Annotated in this window: 14 protein-coding genes; 6 read left to right on the plus strand and 8 right to left on the minus strand. The window is 64.2% G+C overall.

Annotation, left to right across the window (positions count from 1 at the left end; all coding sequences use genetic code 11):
* Positions 1-5: 5 nt before the first annotated feature.
* The 6 genes from ACRVY7_RS05940 to ACRVY7_RS05965 all read right to left on the minus strand — a co-directional run bounded on the left by ACRVY7_RS05940 (position 6) and on the right by ACRVY7_RS05965 (position 7174).
* On the minus strand, positions 6-2759 hold the full coding sequence (locus ACRVY7_RS05940; protein WP_431816342.1) for a winged helix-turn-helix domain-containing protein: 2754 nt from the start codon (positions 2757-2759) through the stop codon (positions 6-8).
* 92 nt (positions 2760-2851) lie between these two features.
* Positions 2852-4369 carry a hypothetical protein gene (locus ACRVY7_RS05945; RefSeq protein WP_431816343.1) on the minus strand — a complete coding sequence of 506 codons (1518 nt, stop codon included), beginning with the start codon at positions 4367-4369 and terminating at the stop codon, positions 2852-2854.
* A 5-nt stretch (positions 4370-4374) separates the two neighbouring features.
* Complete coding sequence (locus ACRVY7_RS05950; RefSeq protein WP_270484694.1) at positions 4375-5814, minus strand: DUF2252 domain-containing protein; 1440 nt, start codon at positions 5812-5814, stop codon at positions 4375-4377.
* A gap of 24 nt (positions 5815-5838) precedes the next feature.
* Positions 5839-6246 carry a DUF7144 family membrane protein gene (locus ACRVY7_RS05955; protein ID WP_049700524.1) on the minus strand — a complete coding sequence of 136 codons (408 nt, stop codon included), beginning with the start codon at positions 6244-6246 and terminating at the stop codon, positions 5839-5841.
* A 76-nt stretch (positions 6247-6322) separates the two neighbouring features.
* Positions 6323-6622, minus strand: a complete 300-nt coding sequence (locus ACRVY7_RS05960; RefSeq protein WP_049700523.1) for an SHOCT domain-containing protein — start codon at positions 6620-6622, stop codon at positions 6323-6325.
* Between the two features lie 84 nt (positions 6623-6706).
* Positions 6707-7174 (minus strand): DUF6325 family protein, encoded by a 468-nt coding sequence (locus tag ACRVY7_RS05965; protein ID WP_431816344.1) that lies wholly within the window; start codon positions 7172-7174, stop codon positions 6707-6709.
* 125 nt (positions 7175-7299) lie between these two features.
* Between ACRVY7_RS05965 and ACRVY7_RS05970 the strand changes: the two genes are divergently transcribed.
* The 3 genes from ACRVY7_RS05970 to ACRVY7_RS05980 all read left to right on the plus strand — a co-directional run bounded on the left by ACRVY7_RS05970 (position 7300) and on the right by ACRVY7_RS05980 (position 11473).
* Entirely contained in the window at positions 7300-8640 is a 1341-nt protein-coding gene (locus ACRVY7_RS05970; RefSeq protein ID WP_431816345.1) for a DUF1254 domain-containing protein, read from the plus strand.
* A 290-nt stretch (positions 8641-8930) separates the two neighbouring features.
* Positions 8931-10307 carry an FAD-dependent oxidoreductase gene (locus ACRVY7_RS05975; RefSeq protein ID WP_431816346.1) on the plus strand — a complete coding sequence of 459 codons (1377 nt, stop codon included), beginning with the start codon at positions 8931-8933 and terminating at the stop codon, positions 10305-10307.
* A gap of 146 nt (positions 10308-10453) precedes the next feature.
* Entirely contained in the window at positions 10454-11473 is a 1020-nt protein-coding gene (locus ACRVY7_RS05980) for a type IV toxin-antitoxin system AbiEi family antitoxin (protein ID WP_431816347.1), read from the plus strand.
* Positions 11474-11507: 34 nt separating this feature from the next.
* Here ACRVY7_RS05980 and ACRVY7_RS05985 read toward each other — a convergent pair whose 3' ends face one another.
* Positions 11508-12383 (minus strand): LysR family transcriptional regulator, encoded by an 876-nt coding sequence (locus ACRVY7_RS05985; RefSeq protein WP_431816348.1) that lies wholly within the window; start codon positions 12381-12383, stop codon positions 11508-11510.
* A 63-nt stretch (positions 12384-12446) separates the two neighbouring features.
* Here ACRVY7_RS05985 and ACRVY7_RS05990 point away from each other — a divergent pair, with 63 nt between their 5' ends.
* A complete protein-coding gene (locus tag ACRVY7_RS05990; protein ID WP_431816349.1) occupies positions 12447-13700 on the plus strand; it encodes an MFS transporter in 1254 nt (417 codons plus the stop codon).
* 5 nt (positions 13701-13705) lie between these two features.
* Here ACRVY7_RS05990 and ACRVY7_RS05995 read toward each other — a convergent pair whose 3' ends face one another.
* Positions 13706-14590 carry a LysR family transcriptional regulator gene (locus ACRVY7_RS05995; protein ID WP_049700517.1) on the minus strand — a complete coding sequence of 295 codons (885 nt, stop codon included), beginning with the start codon at positions 14588-14590 and terminating at the stop codon, positions 13706-13708.
* 123 nt (positions 14591-14713) lie between these two features.
* Here ACRVY7_RS05995 and ACRVY7_RS06000 point away from each other — a divergent pair, with 123 nt between their 5' ends.
* Both ACRVY7_RS06000 and ACRVY7_RS06005 read left to right on the plus strand, forming a co-directional pair.
* The gene (locus ACRVY7_RS06000) at positions 14714-15736 is read left to right on the plus strand and encodes an LLM class flavin-dependent oxidoreductase (protein ID WP_270484705.1); all 1023 of its coding nucleotides are present in this window, start codon (positions 14714-14716) and stop codon (positions 15734-15736) included.
* A gap of 196 nt (positions 15737-15932) precedes the next feature.
* Positions 15933-16925, plus strand: a complete 993-nt coding sequence (locus ACRVY7_RS06005) for an EamA family transporter (RefSeq protein ID WP_431816350.1) — start codon at positions 15933-15935, stop codon at positions 16923-16925.
* Positions 16926-17212: the final 287 nt, after the last annotated feature.

The raw sequence follows: 17212 nt of genomic DNA on the forward strand, positions 1-17212 counted from the left end.
CGCGGCTACAGGAGGTGCCATTCGCGTGCGCGGTCGACGGCGGCGCGGCGTGTCGATACCCCCAACTTGCGGTAGATCGACTGCTGATGAGTTTTCACGGTGTTGACCGAGACGTAGAGGTCAGCAGCGATCTCCGCAGACTTGAACATCGTTGGCAGATAACGCAATACAGCGAGTTCGCGTTCGGTGAGCGGGTCCGATGGCGTCGCAGGCACATTCGTTGCCGCCGCATCGGCAACCTTCAGTCGCACGAGAATTGCCCGAGTGAGTTCTGACGGTTCTGCGTTCAGATGTCGATAGCGGGCCAGCAGACCCGCGATCTCTTCGCTGCGTGCGACGAATGACCGTATCGCGCCGATGGGAGCCGCCGCATCGATCGCCTGCCCCAATCTCTCCAAGGCAATCGAGTCCAACCTGAGCCGGTCCGCCGCAATCGCTGACAACAGCGCCGCCTCGACAACGAGCGTCCGGTGCGCCGCGTAGCGGGCCGGCGTACCCAACAGGTCGAACGCGGCGCGTGGTTCATGCTGCGCGAGGAGGACTTCCGCACGTGCGATGGTGACGAGTTCGGAACCGAATTCCCTCGATGAAGAAGAGGTCGATGCCTGCAACTCGGCGAGGACCTTCTCAGCGGAATCGACGTCGTCGCAGAGCAATTCGACGCGGGCCAGCGAGACCGCAACCCAGTGGTCGAGCAGAGGGAGCCCACTGCAACTCGCGCTCAGCGCACGGAGGCGACTCGCCGCCGCTCGCGCGGTATGCAGTTCCCGCCGCACGAGTGCAACGCCCACGGCCGCGATCTGAAGGATCACAGCGGCAGGCAGATCAGACCCGTGGCGGACGAGGTCGAGACCGAAGTCGACACGCTCGCTTGCGGTGTCGAGTTCGTCGGTCTCCAGGTACACCAAAGCGGAGGCGGCGTAGGCCGCAAGCAATTGGGGTTGCTGTGTCCAACCGCGTCGAACACCCAGTTTCGCGAGCATGTCGCTCCGACGTCCCGCTTCCGGAAGGTCACCTGCGATGACATCCAGCAGAGCCAGGTAGGCATTCGCCGCAGCCGAGGTGAGTCCCACCCCGGCACGATCGGCCTCGACCCGCACGTCCTCCAAATGCACACGAGCACGGCCGAATTCGCTGCGAAGAACCAGGCTGATGGCCACGTTGGTCCGACCGATGACCGCGTATGCACCTACCGCGGGCAACTCGTTGCGCGATGCCCCGGTCGCGACGGTCAGCACTTCGTTCGCACTCTCGTACAGCTCCACGGGTGTGAAGACCCGAGCTGCGACCATCCGCGCCAGCGCGACGATGACCTGGGCCCATCGAGGTGGTTCGACGCCGCTCGCCAACAGCGCGGTCTCAGCATCCAAGGCGTTCTGGCGCATGGTTACGAAGTCCCGAGAATGGTGCGCCACAACACTTGCCGCGAGAAGCACCTCCGGTCGCGGATCGCGTTCGACGACGTCGAGCGCAGGAGCCAACGCCGCCGCCAGCTCACCCGCGTGGATCGTCAGGATGAGTGGTAGTGCCGATTTTCCCACCACCTTCGCCACCGCGAGCCAGTCGCCCGCCGCGACCAGATGCCTGATCCCGGGGATGAGCTCACCGCTGTCCAGGTACCACTGTGCCGTACGCCGATGGAGCGTCGAAATCTCCTGTGGGCGTTCAACAGTGAGTCGGTCGCGGAGAAACTCGCGTAGAAGGGGGTGATAGCGGAACCATCCGGCTCGGCCGGTCAATCGCACCGTCAACACGTTTCGCTCAACCAATTGTTCGAGAATCGCGCGGCTGTCGGCACGTCCGGTCAAGGCCTGCGCGAGATCGGCACAGACAACGGGCGTCACACTCGTGGCGAGCAGGAACTCTCGATCGGAGCTGGCCACCCTCGCAAGTACCTCTTCGAGTAGATACGACGCCACCAGCTTGCCACCGCCGCCGAAGCCCGTCAGTGCCGCATGCACATCGCCTCCGTATTCGACTGTGGCACTGAGCAAGGCCAACCGGATTCCGGCGGGCCAGCCTTGCGTCCGGTTCATCAGACGCTCCCGGCTCTCCGGGTCCAGCTCGAATCCGATGCGTGCACACAGATCTTCAGCTTCGCCTGGCGTGAACGCCAGTACGGCGGCATCGATCTCGCGAAGCCTTCCCATCACCTGCAGACGGCGCAACGGGATTCGCGGTTCCACGCGTGAGATGAGAACCAGATGCACTGTCGGAACGCCACACTCGATCACTCGGTGGATCGACTTCAGAAGGTCCACCGACGTGAGGCGATGGAAGTCGTCGATCACCAGCGTCACGGTCTCTGGTAGAGACGACAGGGCATCAACCAGACCCGCCACGTCAGAATCCCCGAATGCGGGGCCGGGCATGAACTCGGCGATCCGCGCTTCGTCGGCCACGACCGGAAGCATTCGAAGTGCCACGATCACGTCATGCCAAAACGCCGCAACGCCTACGCCTTCGCCCGCGGCGAGCCATGCGGTCCGATCGAGCCGATGTACGCTTTGCGCCCAAGCCGCGACAGCAAGAGTCTTCCCGTACCCGGCCCCGGCACACACCAAGGTCACGTCGCCGCCCCGTGCAGCGTCGAGCATCTCGTCGATGCGAGAACGCACCACAAACCCGGGAGGTAAGGACGGTGGCGCGAAACGCAGACTCAGAATCGGCGGAGCTGCCGCGATTGTGTCTACTTCGAGTGCGTCGGGTTCACCCTCGCCGTCCTGACCGCTTCGTGGGGAGGGTACCGCGCCTTTCATGCACTGAATGGTACGACGACCAGCGCGAATGCGACGGGCGAATATTCCTCGCGAGGTCGCGCACGAGGTGCTGACCCCCTACGACGTGCGGTTCATTTCGCTCTGGGACTGTCAGTCGAATCGACTACGGTTGCAGCCGCGTCATCGCCAACGGTCTCGGTCACGACGGTATCGGTGACAACGATCTCGGAGCTTTCAGGACCGGCACTCTCGGCGACAATATCCTCGGCAACAACACTCCCGGCGGCCACTCCGCGGCGCGCGGGAGCGATGGCGAATTCGAAAGCCGCCAGGATGAGGCACGCGACGACCACCACCCAGAAGACGACCATGCCTGTCGGGTAGTGCCAGAACATCAGGACGAACGCAGCGATTATCGGGACCCCGAGACGCACGACGTACCGCAGCCGCCACAGTTGGGCTTCCACCATCGACGCCGAGCGTTGCTTTCGACGACGATCGACCGTTTCGAATCCCCCGGCGATGACACGTCGAGTGGCGGCCGCGGCACGAGTTCCTCCTGCGAAGAAGCCCACAAGTGCCAAGACGAGTCCGAGCACCGCCACCGCACGAAGCGCAGTGCGCAGCGGACTGATCACTGTGTCGAAGATCGCCTGGGCGGCGGCGGGAGACAAGACGTCTGCAGGCACGTTGTTCAGGTAGATCGTGCGACCGACGATGATCCCGATTGCCAACACCAGCATCGCGCCGACGACCGCGATCCCGATTGCTGTCAGGGTTCGGATACGGCGACCGACGCCCGCAAGTCCGATCGCAGCGAGAGCGACAAGAATCGCAAGCCACGGCAGCACGGTGGCGACCTTGTCGAGCGACCTCACGAGGTTCTGCGCCCGAGCGAGTTCCTTGGACTGCCAGACCACGAACTGCTTGTTCACCACGGGGATCTTGTCGGCGAAGGCGAACCCCTGCGCACTCAGCCGCTGCTTCACCTGGGTGATGATCGGCCCGAGCTCGATGCTGATCGATCCGTTGGTCGTGTCGACATTCACCGCGCCATGCTGCGTATCACCGGTCACCGCCGCAACAACAGCATCGTGCGCTTCGCGATTGGCCGTCGTCCACAGCGCAGCGAACTGATCAGAGCCGACGAACTGCGCCACCGTGTTGTGGATGAAGCTCTCCGCCTGTGCGCTGATCACCGGAGCGAGTCCGGTGATCGCCTGATCCACCCGCGGACGATCGGCCGGTGTGAGTTGAGTCAGTTCGTTGAGCGCATTCGACGTCACCTCTTCGATGTTCGCCTGCTGATTGATCTCGTTCGTGATCGAGTTGGTGACCTGTTGCTGCACAGCAGGATTCGATGCCAGTGGTGCGACGGTCGATACGTAGTGATCGGTGTCGAGGATCTGACTCCTGACGTACCGCGTGGTGACCGACAGCAGCGTGAGTACCGCACACAGTATGACCAGCGCGACGACGCCGATCATTCGCCAGTTGATCCGCCGACGCGTGGACTCCTTGCCGACATCCGACGGTTGCCCCGACTTGATCTCGGCGATCTCGACGCGCAGACGTTCGAGTTCGGCTCGTTCGTCTGCGTCGAGACCGCGTCCCGATTCGCCCTCCGCGCTCACGACCGTCTCGGGCATGCGCGTCACCGCTCGTCGGCGACAGCCGCAACCGCGCCCGCCCGAATCGCGTCGACGAACACGCGATGATCCTCGTCATTCCTTTTCGCATAGCGCGATGCGAAACGCCTTATAGCCCTGTCGAATTCGTCGTCGTCGCCGAGATAGTTCGCTATGGCAACCGCATCGCCCGACCGGCCGTGACCGTAGGCGAGGACTCGACCGCACGCTCGCCCGTAGACCTCGAGACCCCGTGGGTCCAGACCCTCCACGACGATGGAGCCTTTAGCATCCCGAAGCTGCCTGAGGTAGAGATCACGCCGAACACCATCAGCTCCTGGACCTCCGGACCACCCGAGGAACACGTCGCTGACAGCTTGCGTAAGGCGCTGTCCCTCCACCACCCGCCTGCCCTCGTTGTCATATTTCGGACCATCGAGATACCGTGCGAGAACGGACTTTTCGGCTTGCTTCGCCTGGAGCAGCAGCACATCGGATTCGTCTCGTCCGACCATCAGCAAAACCCACGCCTGAGTTCCCACGCTGCCGACCCCGACCACCTTGCGCGCCATGCGGACAAATGTGAATCTGTCGAACAGCACGCGGTAGTGGGGAGCGAGCGTCGCGCGAAGAGCGTCGACACGATCGGCAAGCTGACCGTACAGACGCGCTGTGACCTCCGCGTCCCACAGTTCTTCGATGGGCACGATGAGCGGAGGTTGGCTGACGAACTGCAATTCACCGTCGACGGTGGTGGTCAGCTTCTTGAGCGCAGACAGGCCGTCACGCGTCCACGCCTTGTCGATCTGCTTTCGCACGTTCTTCGCGGTCGATGAATCGATGAGATCGCGGATGTTCACCAGTTTTCGAGAGGGCTCGGCGCGTCGATACCAGCCGTCCAACGTGTCGAGTCCCGCGAGCGACGCGATGGACTCCCTGTACTCACGGGCACATGCACCGGCGATCCGCTTGGCGGTCTTGTTGTCGAATCCGTTGCCGCGTGCCGCAACCACGAGACTCGCGGCCAAGCGCTTCACGTCCCATTCGAACGGCCCAGGGTAGGTTTCGTCGAAGTCGTTGACGTCGAACGCCAGTTTGCGCTCAGGCGTGGCGAACAACCCGAAATTGGACAGATGCGCGTCGCCACACAGTTGCACGGTCAGGCCCGAATTCTCGGTTCGAGCCAGGTCATCGGCCATGACAAGCGCGGCCCCGCGGTAGAAGGTGAAGGGAGACACAGCCATTCGCCCGTATCTGACCGGAACGAGTTCCGGAACCCGGGTGCGCGCCTGATCTTGGAGTAGACCGATCGGGTCACGGCCCGATTCGTCACCGAGGTCGCCGATTCCGCTGAGCGGCAACCGCTCCCGAGCCTGCAGCCCCAGATAGACACTCTCGGCACGGGTCCTGCGGCCAGGGCCGTCATAGCACGTCGCCGCGTCCGCGGGATCGACCACGCTCGTCATCGCCGTCACCTTCCTTGCGCTGCGTCAGATCTCGTCGGTCTCAGGACTCCACGCCGCCAACGCCCAGATTCCGACGATCGAGAGGGCGATCAGCGTGATCGACCACCACGGGTAGTACGGAATCCAGAGGAAGTTGGCTATCACGGAGAGTGACAGGAGCACGATCGCGAGCACCCGTGCAAATGTCTTTCCGAAAAACACCGCAATACCCGTCGCAGCGACGATGAGGCCGATGATCAGGTGGATCCAACCCCACGTCGTCAGGTTGAACTTATAGATGTAGTTGGTTCCTACGACGAAGACGTTGTCAGCCGCGATGGCCGAGACACCCTGGAGGAACTCCAGTATCCCGACGACGAGCAGCACGCAGCCACTGACAATGGATAGCCCGCCTGCCCAACGCTGCTTCGTGGAAGGTGATGAGGTGGTCATGAAATTCCTACTCGTTGTTATCGATCTGGCTGTTAACGATGTGGTTGGAAATGAACACTGACGGATCGGCCGATTCTCAGAGACCGAGGATACGTCGCTTCTCCGATTCGAATTCCGTTTCGGTGAGAACACCTGAACTTCGAAGCTCACCGAGTTTCGTCAATGCAGCGATTCGGTCATCCGGCGCTGTTGTCTGTTCGGTGGGAACCGGCGGTTGCGGGTTCTGGACGGGCGCGGCCGCGTAGGCCTGGGGTGCTGCCTCGGCCGACCGTCTGGCCCACCGCTCGCCTTGACGACGCGACACCCTGTTGGACACCGCGGTTGCAGTCCCTGCGACCGCGGCCGTTCGGGCGACCCCGCGTAGTAGTCCTGGCATGGCTGGTACCTGCACTTTCTCACTCGAGTGGTTCTTAGGTGAATCGATCGGACTGGGCATGACGCTTCAGGCAGAGCCCGGCGGTCAGCCCGACGTCGGTCCGTCGGTTGTGCCGAGGGCCTCGAGAATGGCATTGACGGGAATCCGCCCGGACGCGACCAGTTGAGCGCCGGCTCGCCGCAGGTCAGTGGCGAACGGAGCAGCCCACACGTTCTCGTAGACGACGAGAACGCCGAGGCAGCCGTCCGCCAGCACCGACGCCGCGTCGGCGAGGTCCTGATCGTCTAGCAGTCCGCTCGACGCGTCTGCGAGGACATTGGCGTCCAGATCAGCGCCGACGTCGAGATCCGAGACCGCAAGCGCAGCAACACTATCGCCGTCTCGTCGGATCACTGCGAGATCCAGCACGCTGATCACATTGCGATCGACAAGATCGAGCAGGTGTATCAACGCCGAGCCGTCTGGATTGTGATCGGCGGGAAATTCGACGAGAAGGTAATCGATAGGCCCCGTTTCCACATCGACGGGCACATCGGCAGAGGTTTCGGTCATATTCCCGATGCTGGCATCAATACGATGCGACTACATCACCCGTATCGGGTGATACATGCCCTGATGATGAGCGCTCATACGATTCGAATGACTGAAATCACGGGTCGATCGTCGAGTCTTAGACCATGACGACATCGAAACCCCTTACCGGTGATACCGCGAGCTTGGCAGCGGAGGCCTACGTCTATATGTATCCCCTCGTCATCATGGAGGTCAGCCGTCGACAACAAACAGCACGAGGATCCTCGGGCAAACCGGGCTTCGGAGCCTCGAACGCCTTCCACCACATGCGGGCGTTTCCGACTGCGGATTTCCGCGCTATCGTCCGTCCGAATTTCGACACGCTGTACTCATCCGCCTGGCTCGACCTGACCGGTGGAGCAGTCCTGATCGAACTTCCCGACAGCGACGGTCGCTACTACATGCTGCCACTACTGGACATGTGGACCGACGTGTTCGCGGTTCCGGGATCCCGTACGACGGGAAACACAGGCACGCGAATCATGGTGATACCACCGGGATTTGACGGCGATGTCCCCGACGATGCCCTGATCATCGAGGCCCCGACACCGTACGTGTGGGCCATCGGTCGGTCGCAGACCAACGGCCCGAGCGACTACGACGCCGTCGGCAAGTTCCAGGACGGCTTCACCATCACCCCGTTGGGCGGCCCGACCCGACCCGAGTCGAGCACTCCCATCGACCTGGACACCGAACCACTGCGCATCGTCGCGGAACTGTCTGCTCCCGAGTTCTTCAGGCTCGCAGCTGAGGTTCTGACGACTACGCCACCGCACCTCACGGATCAGTCCGTGCTGGCGCGTATCGCAGCAATCGGGATCGTCCCCGGACTGGAGTTCGACACATCGGGATTCGACGAGGCAGGCCTCGCGGCACTCGAGTCGGGCATCGCGTCGGCGAGAAAGAAGCTGCCTGACATCTCCGGCCTCGGTGATCGCGTGAACGGCTGGCAGATCATGTCGCGATCGGTTGGCGTCTACGGCAACGACTATTTTCAGCGAGCACAGCTCGCGCTGATCGGGTTGGGTGCCAACCCTCCCGAGGATGCGATCTATCCAGTCGTCGTGGCCGACGCCGACGGTCGGCCACTCGACGGGCACAACGATTACACAATCACGTTTCCCGCTGATGGCCTTCCACCCGTGAATGCCTTCTGGTCGGTCACCATGTACGACGCCGAGGGCTATCAGGTCGCCAATGAACTCGACCGGTTCGCGTTGGGCGATCGCGACGAACTGCGGTTCAACGACGACGGCTCGCTCGTCTTGTATCTGCAGCACGAGAATCCGGGTGGCGAGAAGACCGACAACTGGCTTCCCGCGCCACAGGCCGCGCTCGGCGTCACGATGCGCCTGTACGCCCCTCGCGCCGAGGTGCTCGACGGGACATGGGCGCCGCCCGCTGTGCAGCGCGTCAAGCGCGCATCTCCAGACAGCAATGCCTGATCGGACGCCGCATCTCGACCACATCGATAGCGTCGAATCACTGTCTGCCGACCAAAACTGCGTCACCCGTACCAATTGTGAGGCCGACTACGATTTGCCTGGTCACAGCGACAACGCGCGCAACCGCGCGGACCATTGAGGCATGCAGATGCTAGTTCTCCTGGTCTCGGTGCTCGTCGCGTTGCCGCTCGTCGTCGCGGGGATCGGGGTTGTCATGGGTAAGGTCGCGGGCGCCGATCTCTGACCCTTGCCGGCGCGGCGGATCGTCGAACGCGAGTAGCGTGACGCGGGTGGAACGCATCGTCGTCGTTGGCGCGGACGCCGCCGGTATGAGTGCCGCTCATCAGGCACTTCGGACAGCAGAGGTCACCGGGCGCAGCGTCGAGGTGATCGCGCTCGAGCAGACGTCGGATACGTCGTACTCGGCATGCGGCATTCCGTACCTCGTCGCAGGCCTCGTCGACTCCGACACCGATCTCGTTGCGCGCAGCGCCGCGCAACACCGGGAACTCGGCGTCGACCTCCGCATGGGAACGACGGTTACCGGAATCGACCGCGATCGGAAGGTCGTCTCGGTGACGTCGGAGTTCGACGAGTCGTCGGAGGTCGCCTACGACCAACTCGTCTTGTGCACCGGCGCCTCGGCGATGGTCCCGGACTGGGCGCGTGACGCGGACGGAACGCTGATCGACGGTGTCAATCCGGCGAAGACCCTTGAGGACGCGCGGTACTGGCTCGATCTGATTGCCGGCTCCGGCCGTCGAGGAGTCGTGGTCGGTGGCGGCTACATCGGCGTGGAGATGGCAGAGGCGTTGGCGGAGCGCGGATTCCAGACCACTCTCGCCACGCGCACCAGGGTGATGAGCAAGCTCGACCCGGAGATGAGCGACCGCATCGAAGAAGGTATGCGCGCCGCAGGCGTCACCGTCCTGACCGATACCGTCGTCGCGAGCGCCAACGCCGAGGGTGGCAGAATACGTTCCGTCACAACGGTTTCCGGCGACACAATCGAAGCCGACGTCGTGGTACTTGCGCTGGGCGTTCGGCCGTCGACCTCGCTGGGCGCCGAGGCAGGGTTGCCGATCGGCGTTCACGGCGGATACCTACCCGACGACCATCAGCGCGTCGCCGACGACATCTGGGCGGCGGGAGACTGCTGCGAGTCTCTCGACCGGATGACCGGGGAGCGAATCTTTGCACCGCTTGGAACACACGCCAACAAGCAGGGTCGGGTGTGCGGTTTCAATCTGGGCGGCGACGAGAGTAAACGATTCGCAGGGGTGTTGGCGACGGCGATCACCCGGTTCTCCTCCGGCCCAACCTATCTGGAGATCGCACGTACGGGAATGAACACCGAGGTCGCCGCGCGCTTCGGTCACGACGCCCTCACGCTGATCACCCAGAGCGACACCGCGAGCGGCTACATGGCCGAGGCCACCCCGATCACCGTGCTACTCACCGCCGACAAGTTGACCCGCCGCATCCTCGGCGCTCAGATCGTCGGCGGAGCGCAGTCGGGTAAGCGGATCGACACCGTCGCCGCGGCGCTGTGGGGCGAGATGACCGTCGACGATCTCGCCGAGATGGACCTCGCGTACGCCCCGCCGTTCGCAACCGTTTGGGAGGCAGTGCAATTGGCCTCTCGGCGGGTGTCCGAGCGGATCTGACCCCGGGGGCGTGCTTCCCGCTCACCGATTTCCTTGCGGCTTATTGAATTCAATAAGCGCGAGGGAAATGGGTGAGCGAGAAGGTCGACGTCGACCTGAATCGTGGCAGAACGGAACCGCGCGGCCCGGCGCGGCGTCGAAGCTGCATGACGGACTCCACCATCGGTCTCCCCGGCTACCCGCTCGATGAGTTCGGCCTGATCCGACGCGGCGCCGCGAAGACAGCGGCGTTCAGCGACAATGAGCTCTGCGCCGCAGTCGATCGTGGCAAGCTGATCAGGCTGGTACCCGGTGTATTGGTCCCGCGCACAGCGCAATTCGACGGCCATGCCGGTGCCCAAGCGTTGCACCGGCTCACCTCGATCGCAGTCGTCACGTCGGAGTTGAGCGGCGACACGCCGCACGTGCTCAGTCATGTGTCGGCGGCGACGATGCACGGGCTGCGCATGCTCAAACCGAATCTCTCGCACGTTCACATCACGACCGGCCGCAGATCGGGAGGATCGGTCCGCAGTCTGCGCCACCTGCACGGGGCGCCGCTCAGCGACGACGAGGTCACCGAGGTCGACGGCATCCGGGTCACGTCGATCGAGCGGACAGCGGTCGACGTCGCGTCGAGCGGCGACTTCGCCCAGGCAATGACCGTCCTCGAGGCGGCTCTGGCATTGGGCGCCGACCGGGCGAAGATGTCGGAGATCCTGGGCTCTCGACGTCGACGCGGTGCGCAACACGCTCGGCGGGCACTTCCCCTCGCGAACGGCCTCTCCCAGAGCGTCGGCGAATCATGGAGCAGCGCACAGATGTACGAGGCGGACCTGCCTGTACCGCGTCAGCAACACCGCTTCGTCTGCCCGTCCGGCACGTACGAGACGGACTTCGATTGGGACGGCAAACTGATCGGCGAGTTCGACGGTCTGGCCAAGTACGGCCGTCTGCTCCGCGAAGGCGAGTCGCCCGAGGACGCGGTGGTCCGCGAGAAGCTGCGCGAGGACGAACTCCGCGGCCTCGACACCATGGTGGTCCGCTGGATTTGGGCCACTCTCGAGCGACGTCAGCTCGCCGACCTGCTGCGCCCGTGGCTCGTCACCTACGAGATCATCCCGCCCCACCACGGTTCGCGCTCACCGGCTTACTTCCCGCTTATTGATTTCAATAAGCGGGAGTGAAACGGGTGAGCGGGAGCCCGTACGGCGGCTCGCCTCACCCGTCGGCTGTGCTCCCCGCGAGCACGAAGTCCCGAAAGCGCGACGCGACGTCGCTCAGTGGCCGACCGCGAAACCACGTCAGCCCGATCTCGCGCGTTTCACCCGCGAGCGGGATGAGTTCGACGCCGGGATGGCGCGCCGACTCCTCGACCGGCACCAGTCCGACGCCGAGCCCCGCGGCGACGAGGCCGGATACCGTCGCGAGCTCCGACGATTCGAAGGCGATCGCGGGCGTGAGATCGTGTGCGGCGCAGATCTCGTCGAAGATCCGCCGCATGCCGTAGCCGTGCTGCATCACGATGAACTCCTCGTCGGCGGCCTCGGCGATACCTATGGTCTCCCGTCCCGAGAAGCGGTGATCGCGGGGTACCACGAGCGCGAGTTCTTGTTCGGCTACGCGCGCCCACGCCATGTCGGTGCGCATCGGGCGGGGCGCGACGATCGCGAGGTCGGCGTCGCCGTCGACCACATGCCCGACGACGGTCGCCGCCGCATCTTGGGTCAGCGTGAAACGTGCCGATGGGTTCTCCACCCGGAACCGGCTGATGAGGTCGGGCACCAACCCCAGCCCGAACGAGTGTAGGAACGCCAGCCGCACCGCACCACGGGCCGGAGCGCGCATCTCCTCGATCTCCCGACGCCCGGCTTCCAACTGCGACGCCGCACGACGCGCCCTGTCGAGGTAGGCACGTCCGAACCGGTTCAGCACGAGGCGTCGACCATCGCGGTCGAAGAGCGGCACCCCGAGGTCGCGTTCCAGACGGCCCAGGAAGCGCGAGAGCGTCGGCTGCGACGAGTGGACCCGCTCGGCGGCCGCAGTCAGGTTCTCTGCCTCGGCGATGGCGATAAACCAGCGCAGGTCGTCGTACATCAGGCCATTCTAGCTGTGGTTATTCATTACTGAATGACTCAGTGGTCAAACATTCATTTCCTAATGACCACTGCGCGGCTCAGACTCGATGGAGTGACAGCAACCGTCCTCCCCGCGACCACCGGCCCAGCGCCCGTCAAACACTCCCCCGGCTCGCCCGGGTACCGACGTGCCACACTCTCGCTGTTCGCCGCCGGGATGACGACGTTCATGGCGCTGTACTACGTGCAGGGCCTGCTGCCGCAACTCTCGTCGCACTTCGACGTCTCGCCGACGACGTCGGCTCTGGCCGTCTCGCTCACGACCGGCCTGCTCGCAGTTGCGATCATCCCGGCCAGCGCGCTGTCGGAGCGCTATGGCCGAGTGCGTCTCATGGTCGGGTCCGCGGTTGCCGCCTCAGTCATCGGACTACTGCTTCCGTGGGCGCCGTCGATCGAGCTACTCCTGGCCGGCCGCGCCCTGCAGGGACTGCTCTGCGCGGGCGTGCCCGCCGTCGCCATGGCGTATCTCGCCGAAGAGGTCGACGGCATGTCGCTCGGCGGTGCGATGGGCCGCTACGTCGCGGGTACGACGATCGGCGGTCTCGTCGGACGGCTCATTCCGGGCTTTGCTGTCGACTTTGTGTCCTGGCAGTGGGCACTCGAGATTGCCGCGCTGGTGTCTCTGGCATTCGCGATTGCGTTCTGGCGCATGGTGCCCGACTCACAGTTCTTCACTCCGCAGCCAGTCTCCCTACGTACGACAGGACGCAATCTGGTTGCGCACCTTCGCGATCCGGGTCTGCTGTCGCTCTTCGCCCTGGCCTTCGTGCTGATGGGTGGCTTTGTCACTGTCTACAACTTCATCGGATATCGGCTTCTGGGTGGACCTTTCGGGCTGCCGGCGGGCATCGTCGCGGCAATCTTCTTCATGTACCTGGCGGGTACGGTGTCGTCGGCGTGGGGCGGCAGACTGGCCGACCGGCTCGGTCGACGCCGGGTACTCGTGGCCGCGACGTCGATCATGCTTGTGGGATTGTTGATCACGATTCCGGATCATCTGTGGTCGGTGATCGTCGGGCTATTCCTTTTCACCGCAGGGTTTTTCGCCGCGCACTCGGTGGCAAGCGGTTGGGTGTCCGCGCGGGCGACCGAGCATCGCGCCGAGGCGTCGTCGCTGTATCTCTTCCACTACTACCTCGGCAGCTCCGTGGTCGGTGCGCTCGGCGGCCTGATGTACTCGGCATTCGGCTGGGCGGGGGTCGCGGTGTACGTCGGAACGCTCACCGCCGCAGGGGTTCTGCTCGCGGCGCTTCCGCGGCGTCGACGTTCGGCGTAAGGCGCTCATGCGCCGTACCGAGCGGCCGCGGCAGCGAGGGCGTCGACTACCGATGTCACCGCGCGACGCGGTCGCGGCCTGGTCAGCGCCTCGTACACGCGCGCTGCCCGAACACCCTGCAATTCAAGTGGTTTCACTCCCGGATGGCGTGATGCGTGACGCGGCATCAAGGCAATTCCGTGACCAGCCGCGACGAGTGCCTCGATGGTCGTGAAGTCGAGCATCCGCTGCGTGACTCTCGGCGCGACGCCTGTGATGGCCGAGATCGACAGCAGTACATCGTCGACGGGAAAGCCGCCCTCGACGCTGATCCAGTCATGGTCTGCAAGCTCGGTGACCGCGACCGAATCACGCTCTGCAAGAGACGAGTTGCGCGATACGACGACGTCGAGCGGCTCGCGCATCAGCTCGGTGACGCGCACACGCGGCGAACTGACAGGTGGCGTGCGCTCGTCTCGGTGTGTCACCACGACGTCGAAGTCGGCGAGAGCGGGCGGAGCGTCGGGGTAGCCGACGTCGAGGTGCGACGCGTCGATCTCGATCGCATCGGAGGCGGCACGGTCGAGGACGGTCGGCAAGAGGAGTGTCGCGCCAGAGGGGAACATCGCGAGCCGGACCCGCGATCGACCCGAGCGGTACGCGGCCATCTCCTCCTGCGCTCGCTCGACCGCAGCGATCACCTCGTCGGCGCGCAGCACGAGAGCCTGCCCCGCCGAAGTCAGTCGCACCCGCCGACCATCAGCCTCGAGCAGCTCGACGCCCGCCTCCTTGGTGAGCACCTTGAACTGCTGCGAGACGGCCGACGGCGTCATGTGCATCGCGTCGGCGACCGCCCCAACGGAACCGCGGTCGGCGAACTCCCTCAACAGCCGCAGGCGCTTGACGTCCATGAAGCGATGCTACGACGACGCCTTGTCATTCGGCCTTGATGCTTAACTATCCCGAGACACGCAGCACCACCGTTTCCGACATCCGGCACGGAATAAATGGACCACGGTCCGGTTATATCTGACATGACCAAGAAAATCGGCTTCCTGTCCTTTGGACACTGGTCGGCGTCTCCGGGTTCGCAAGCCCAGACGGCGTCAGATGTCTTGCATCAATCCATCGACCTCGCCGTTGCCGCCGAAGAGCTCGGCGCAGACGGCGCTTACTTCCGCGTGCACCACTTCGCACGCCAGCTCGGCTCGCCATTTCCGCTGCTCGCGGCGGTTGGCGCAAAGACCAACAGCATCGAGATCGGCACCGGCGTGATCGACATGCGCTACGAGAACCCCATGTACATGGCTGAGGACGCGGGCGCCGCAGACCTCATCTCCGACGGTCGACTCCAACTCGGCATCAGCAGGGGATCCCCCGAGCAGGTGATCGACGGGTACAAGTACTTCGGGTATGTCCCGGCCGACGGTGAGACCGACGCCGACATGGCACGTCAGCACACAGACGTCTTCTTGAAGGTGATCGAGGGCGCGGAGTTCGCACAGCCGAACCCGCGGCCGATGTTCCCCAACCCGCCGGGCATGCTGCGCATCGAGCCCTACTCTGAGGGTCTGCGCGACCGCATCTGGTGGGGCGCGGGCAGCCGGGCCACCGCAGAGTGGACGGCCGAGAAGGGCATGAACCTCATGAGTTCGACGCTGCTGACGGAGGACACGGGCATCCCGTTCCACAAGTTGCAGGCTGAGCAGATCGAGCGCTTCCGCGATGCGTGGGAGAAGGCCGGCCACACTCGCGAACCGCGAGTCTCGGTGAGCCGCAGCATCTTCCCGCTGACCACCGACATGGACCGCGCCTACTTCGGACGTGATCGCAACGACCAGGATCAGGTCGGCCACCTCGAAGGCGGGCTTGCACGGTTCGGACGTAGCTACGCCGCGGAGCCCGACAAGCTCATCGAGGAGCTGCGCGAAGACGAGGCCATCGCGGCCGCCGACACGCTGCTGCTGACGATCCCCAACCAGCTCGGCGTCGAATACAACGCCCACGTGATGGAGTCGATCCTCAACGACGTCGCTCCCGCACTCGGCTGGCGGTAATACCCCGCAGGCGGCAATACGCTTCTGCCTCAACGCCGACGGCACCGACTTCCGGTGCCGTCGGCGTTTTGCGTTGTGGGCTGCGATCCTTCGACGCCGTCGGCGCGCTGGCGCGGCGATTTTGTGAAGCTGTCCTACATCTTTAGTGCATTTTATTTCGATTGTGCTTCACTCCCGCAGCCTCGACCATGAGTACATGACAACGCGCGACCGCATGCTGGCACTCACCGTCGTCGTGCTGTGGGGTTTGAACTTCATCGCGATTCGCCTGGGCCTCGACCACTTCCCTCCGTTCTTCTTCGCCGCACTCCGGTTCGCGGTCATGGCCGTGCCGGTGGTGCTGTTCGTGCGGTTCCCGCGAATGCAGATCAAATGGTTTCTGTTGTACGCGTTCGGATTCGGCGTCGGACAGTTCGCATTCCTTTTTCTCGCGATGAACATCGGGATGCCGACAGGCCTCGCGTCGCTGGTGCTGCAGACGTCTGCCCCGTTCACGGTGCTACTCGGCGTCGTGTTCTTGCGGGAGCGACTCGTGCCGGCGCAGGTCGTCGGCATCGCAGTGGCAGTTGGCGGAATCGTCCTGATCGGAGTCGACCGCGCGGGCCACAGTTCGCTCGGAGTCGGCATCGTCGTTCCGATCCTTCTCACCGTTCTGGCGGGACTGTCCTGGGCATTCGGCAACATCGGAAACCGCCTCGCGTTGCCGCCGAACTCCGGTGATGCCCTGCGGATGACGCTGTGGATGTCGGTGGTGCCGCCGTTCCCGCTGTATTTGCTGAGCCTCGCTGTCGACGGACCATCCGCAGGCTTCCACGCCATGGCCACACTCGGCTCCACGTCAGGTCTCATCGCGCTGGCTGGGCTGGCGTACGTGGTGCTGCTCGGGACCATCGCCGGGTCAGGTCTGTGGACGTCGCTGATGCAGCGCTACCCGGCCAGCCGAGTCGCGCCGATGTCGCTGCTGGTTCCCGTCGTGGGGATCACCGCAGCCTGGCTCTTCCTCGGCGAGCAACCTACGTACGTCGAGATCGGCGGAGCCGCCCTGGTGATCGCCGGATGCGCGGCAGGAGTGCTCGCCGCCCCACGATCGAGAGCCCACACCACACCCTCTCCCGATTTCAGTCATTCCCCCGGCCACCCCGCCACAAAAGACCAGGTCGGCGTAGGCAGCACCACCGAAAATGACTGAAAACGGGTCGCCGCAACCAACTCCCTGTCCGAAACGCTCATCACGCTCCCGACCCAGCCCAAGATCGGCCGAGCCGCGCTGGTGATCACCGGGATGCGCAGCAGGAGTACTCGCCGCCCCACGATCACGCGCCCACACCACACCCTCTCCCGATTTCAGTCATTCCCACGGCCACCCCGCCACAAAAGACCAGGTCGGCGTCGGCAGCGCCACCAAAAATGACTGAAAACGGGTCGCGGCAACCAACTCCCCATCCGAAAGCTCCGTCGCGATCGATACGTTGCCAT

It is taken from the genome of Gordonia jacobaea (assembly GCF_965344965.1).
GTDB classification, from domain to species: domain Bacteria; phylum Actinomycetota; class Actinomycetes; order Mycobacteriales; family Mycobacteriaceae; genus Gordonia; species Gordonia jacobaea.

Excerpts from the sequence above, each read along its gene's own strand:
- ACRVY7_RS05955 (WP_049700524.1), bottom strand. The coding sequence starts at position 6,246 with ATGACCACCTCATCACCTTCCACGAAGCAGCGTTGGGCAGGCGGGCTA.
- ACRVY7_RS05950 (WP_270484694.1), bottom strand. The coding sequence starts at position 5,814 with ATGACGAGCGTGGTCGATCCCGCGGACGCGGCGACGTGCTATGACGGC.
- ACRVY7_RS05990 (WP_431816349.1), top strand. The coding sequence starts at position 12,447 with ATGACCACTGCGCGGCTCAGACTCGATGGAGTGACAGCAACCGTCCTC.
- ACRVY7_RS05965 (WP_431816344.1), bottom strand. The coding sequence starts at position 7,174 with ATGACCGAAACCTCTGCCGATGTGCCCGTCGATGTGGAAACGGGGCCT.
- ACRVY7_RS06000 (WP_270484705.1), top strand. The coding sequence starts at position 14,714 with ATGACCAAGAAAATCGGCTTCCTGTCCTTTGGACACTGGTCGGCGTCT.
- ACRVY7_RS05960 (WP_049700523.1), bottom strand. The coding sequence starts at position 6,622 with ATGCCAGGACTACTACGCGGGGTCGCCCGAACGGCCGCGGTCGCAGGG.
- ACRVY7_RS05995 (WP_049700517.1), bottom strand. The coding sequence starts at position 14,590 with ATGGACGTCAAGCGCCTGCGGCTGTTGAGGGAGTTCGCCGACCGCGGT.
- ACRVY7_RS06005 (WP_431816350.1), top strand. The coding sequence starts at position 15,933 with ATGACAACGCGCGACCGCATGCTGGCACTCACCGTCGTCGTGCTGTGG.
- ACRVY7_RS05985 (WP_431816348.1), bottom strand. The coding sequence starts at position 12,383 with ATGTACGACGACCTGCGCTGGTTTATCGCCATCGCCGAGGCAGAGAAC.
- ACRVY7_RS05970 (WP_431816345.1), top strand. The coding sequence starts at position 7,300 with ATGACGACATCGAAACCCCTTACCGGTGATACCGCGAGCTTGGCAGCG.
- ACRVY7_RS05940 (WP_431816342.1), bottom strand. The coding sequence starts at position 2,759 with ATGAAAGGCGCGGTACCCTCCCCACGAAGCGGTCAGGACGGCGAGGGT.
- ACRVY7_RS05980 (WP_431816347.1), top strand. The coding sequence starts at position 10,454 with ATGACGGACTCCACCATCGGTCTCCCCGGCTACCCGCTCGATGAGTTC.
- ACRVY7_RS05945 (WP_431816343.1), bottom strand. The coding sequence starts at position 4,369 with ATGCCCGAGACGGTCGTGAGCGCGGAGGGCGAATCGGGACGCGGTCTC.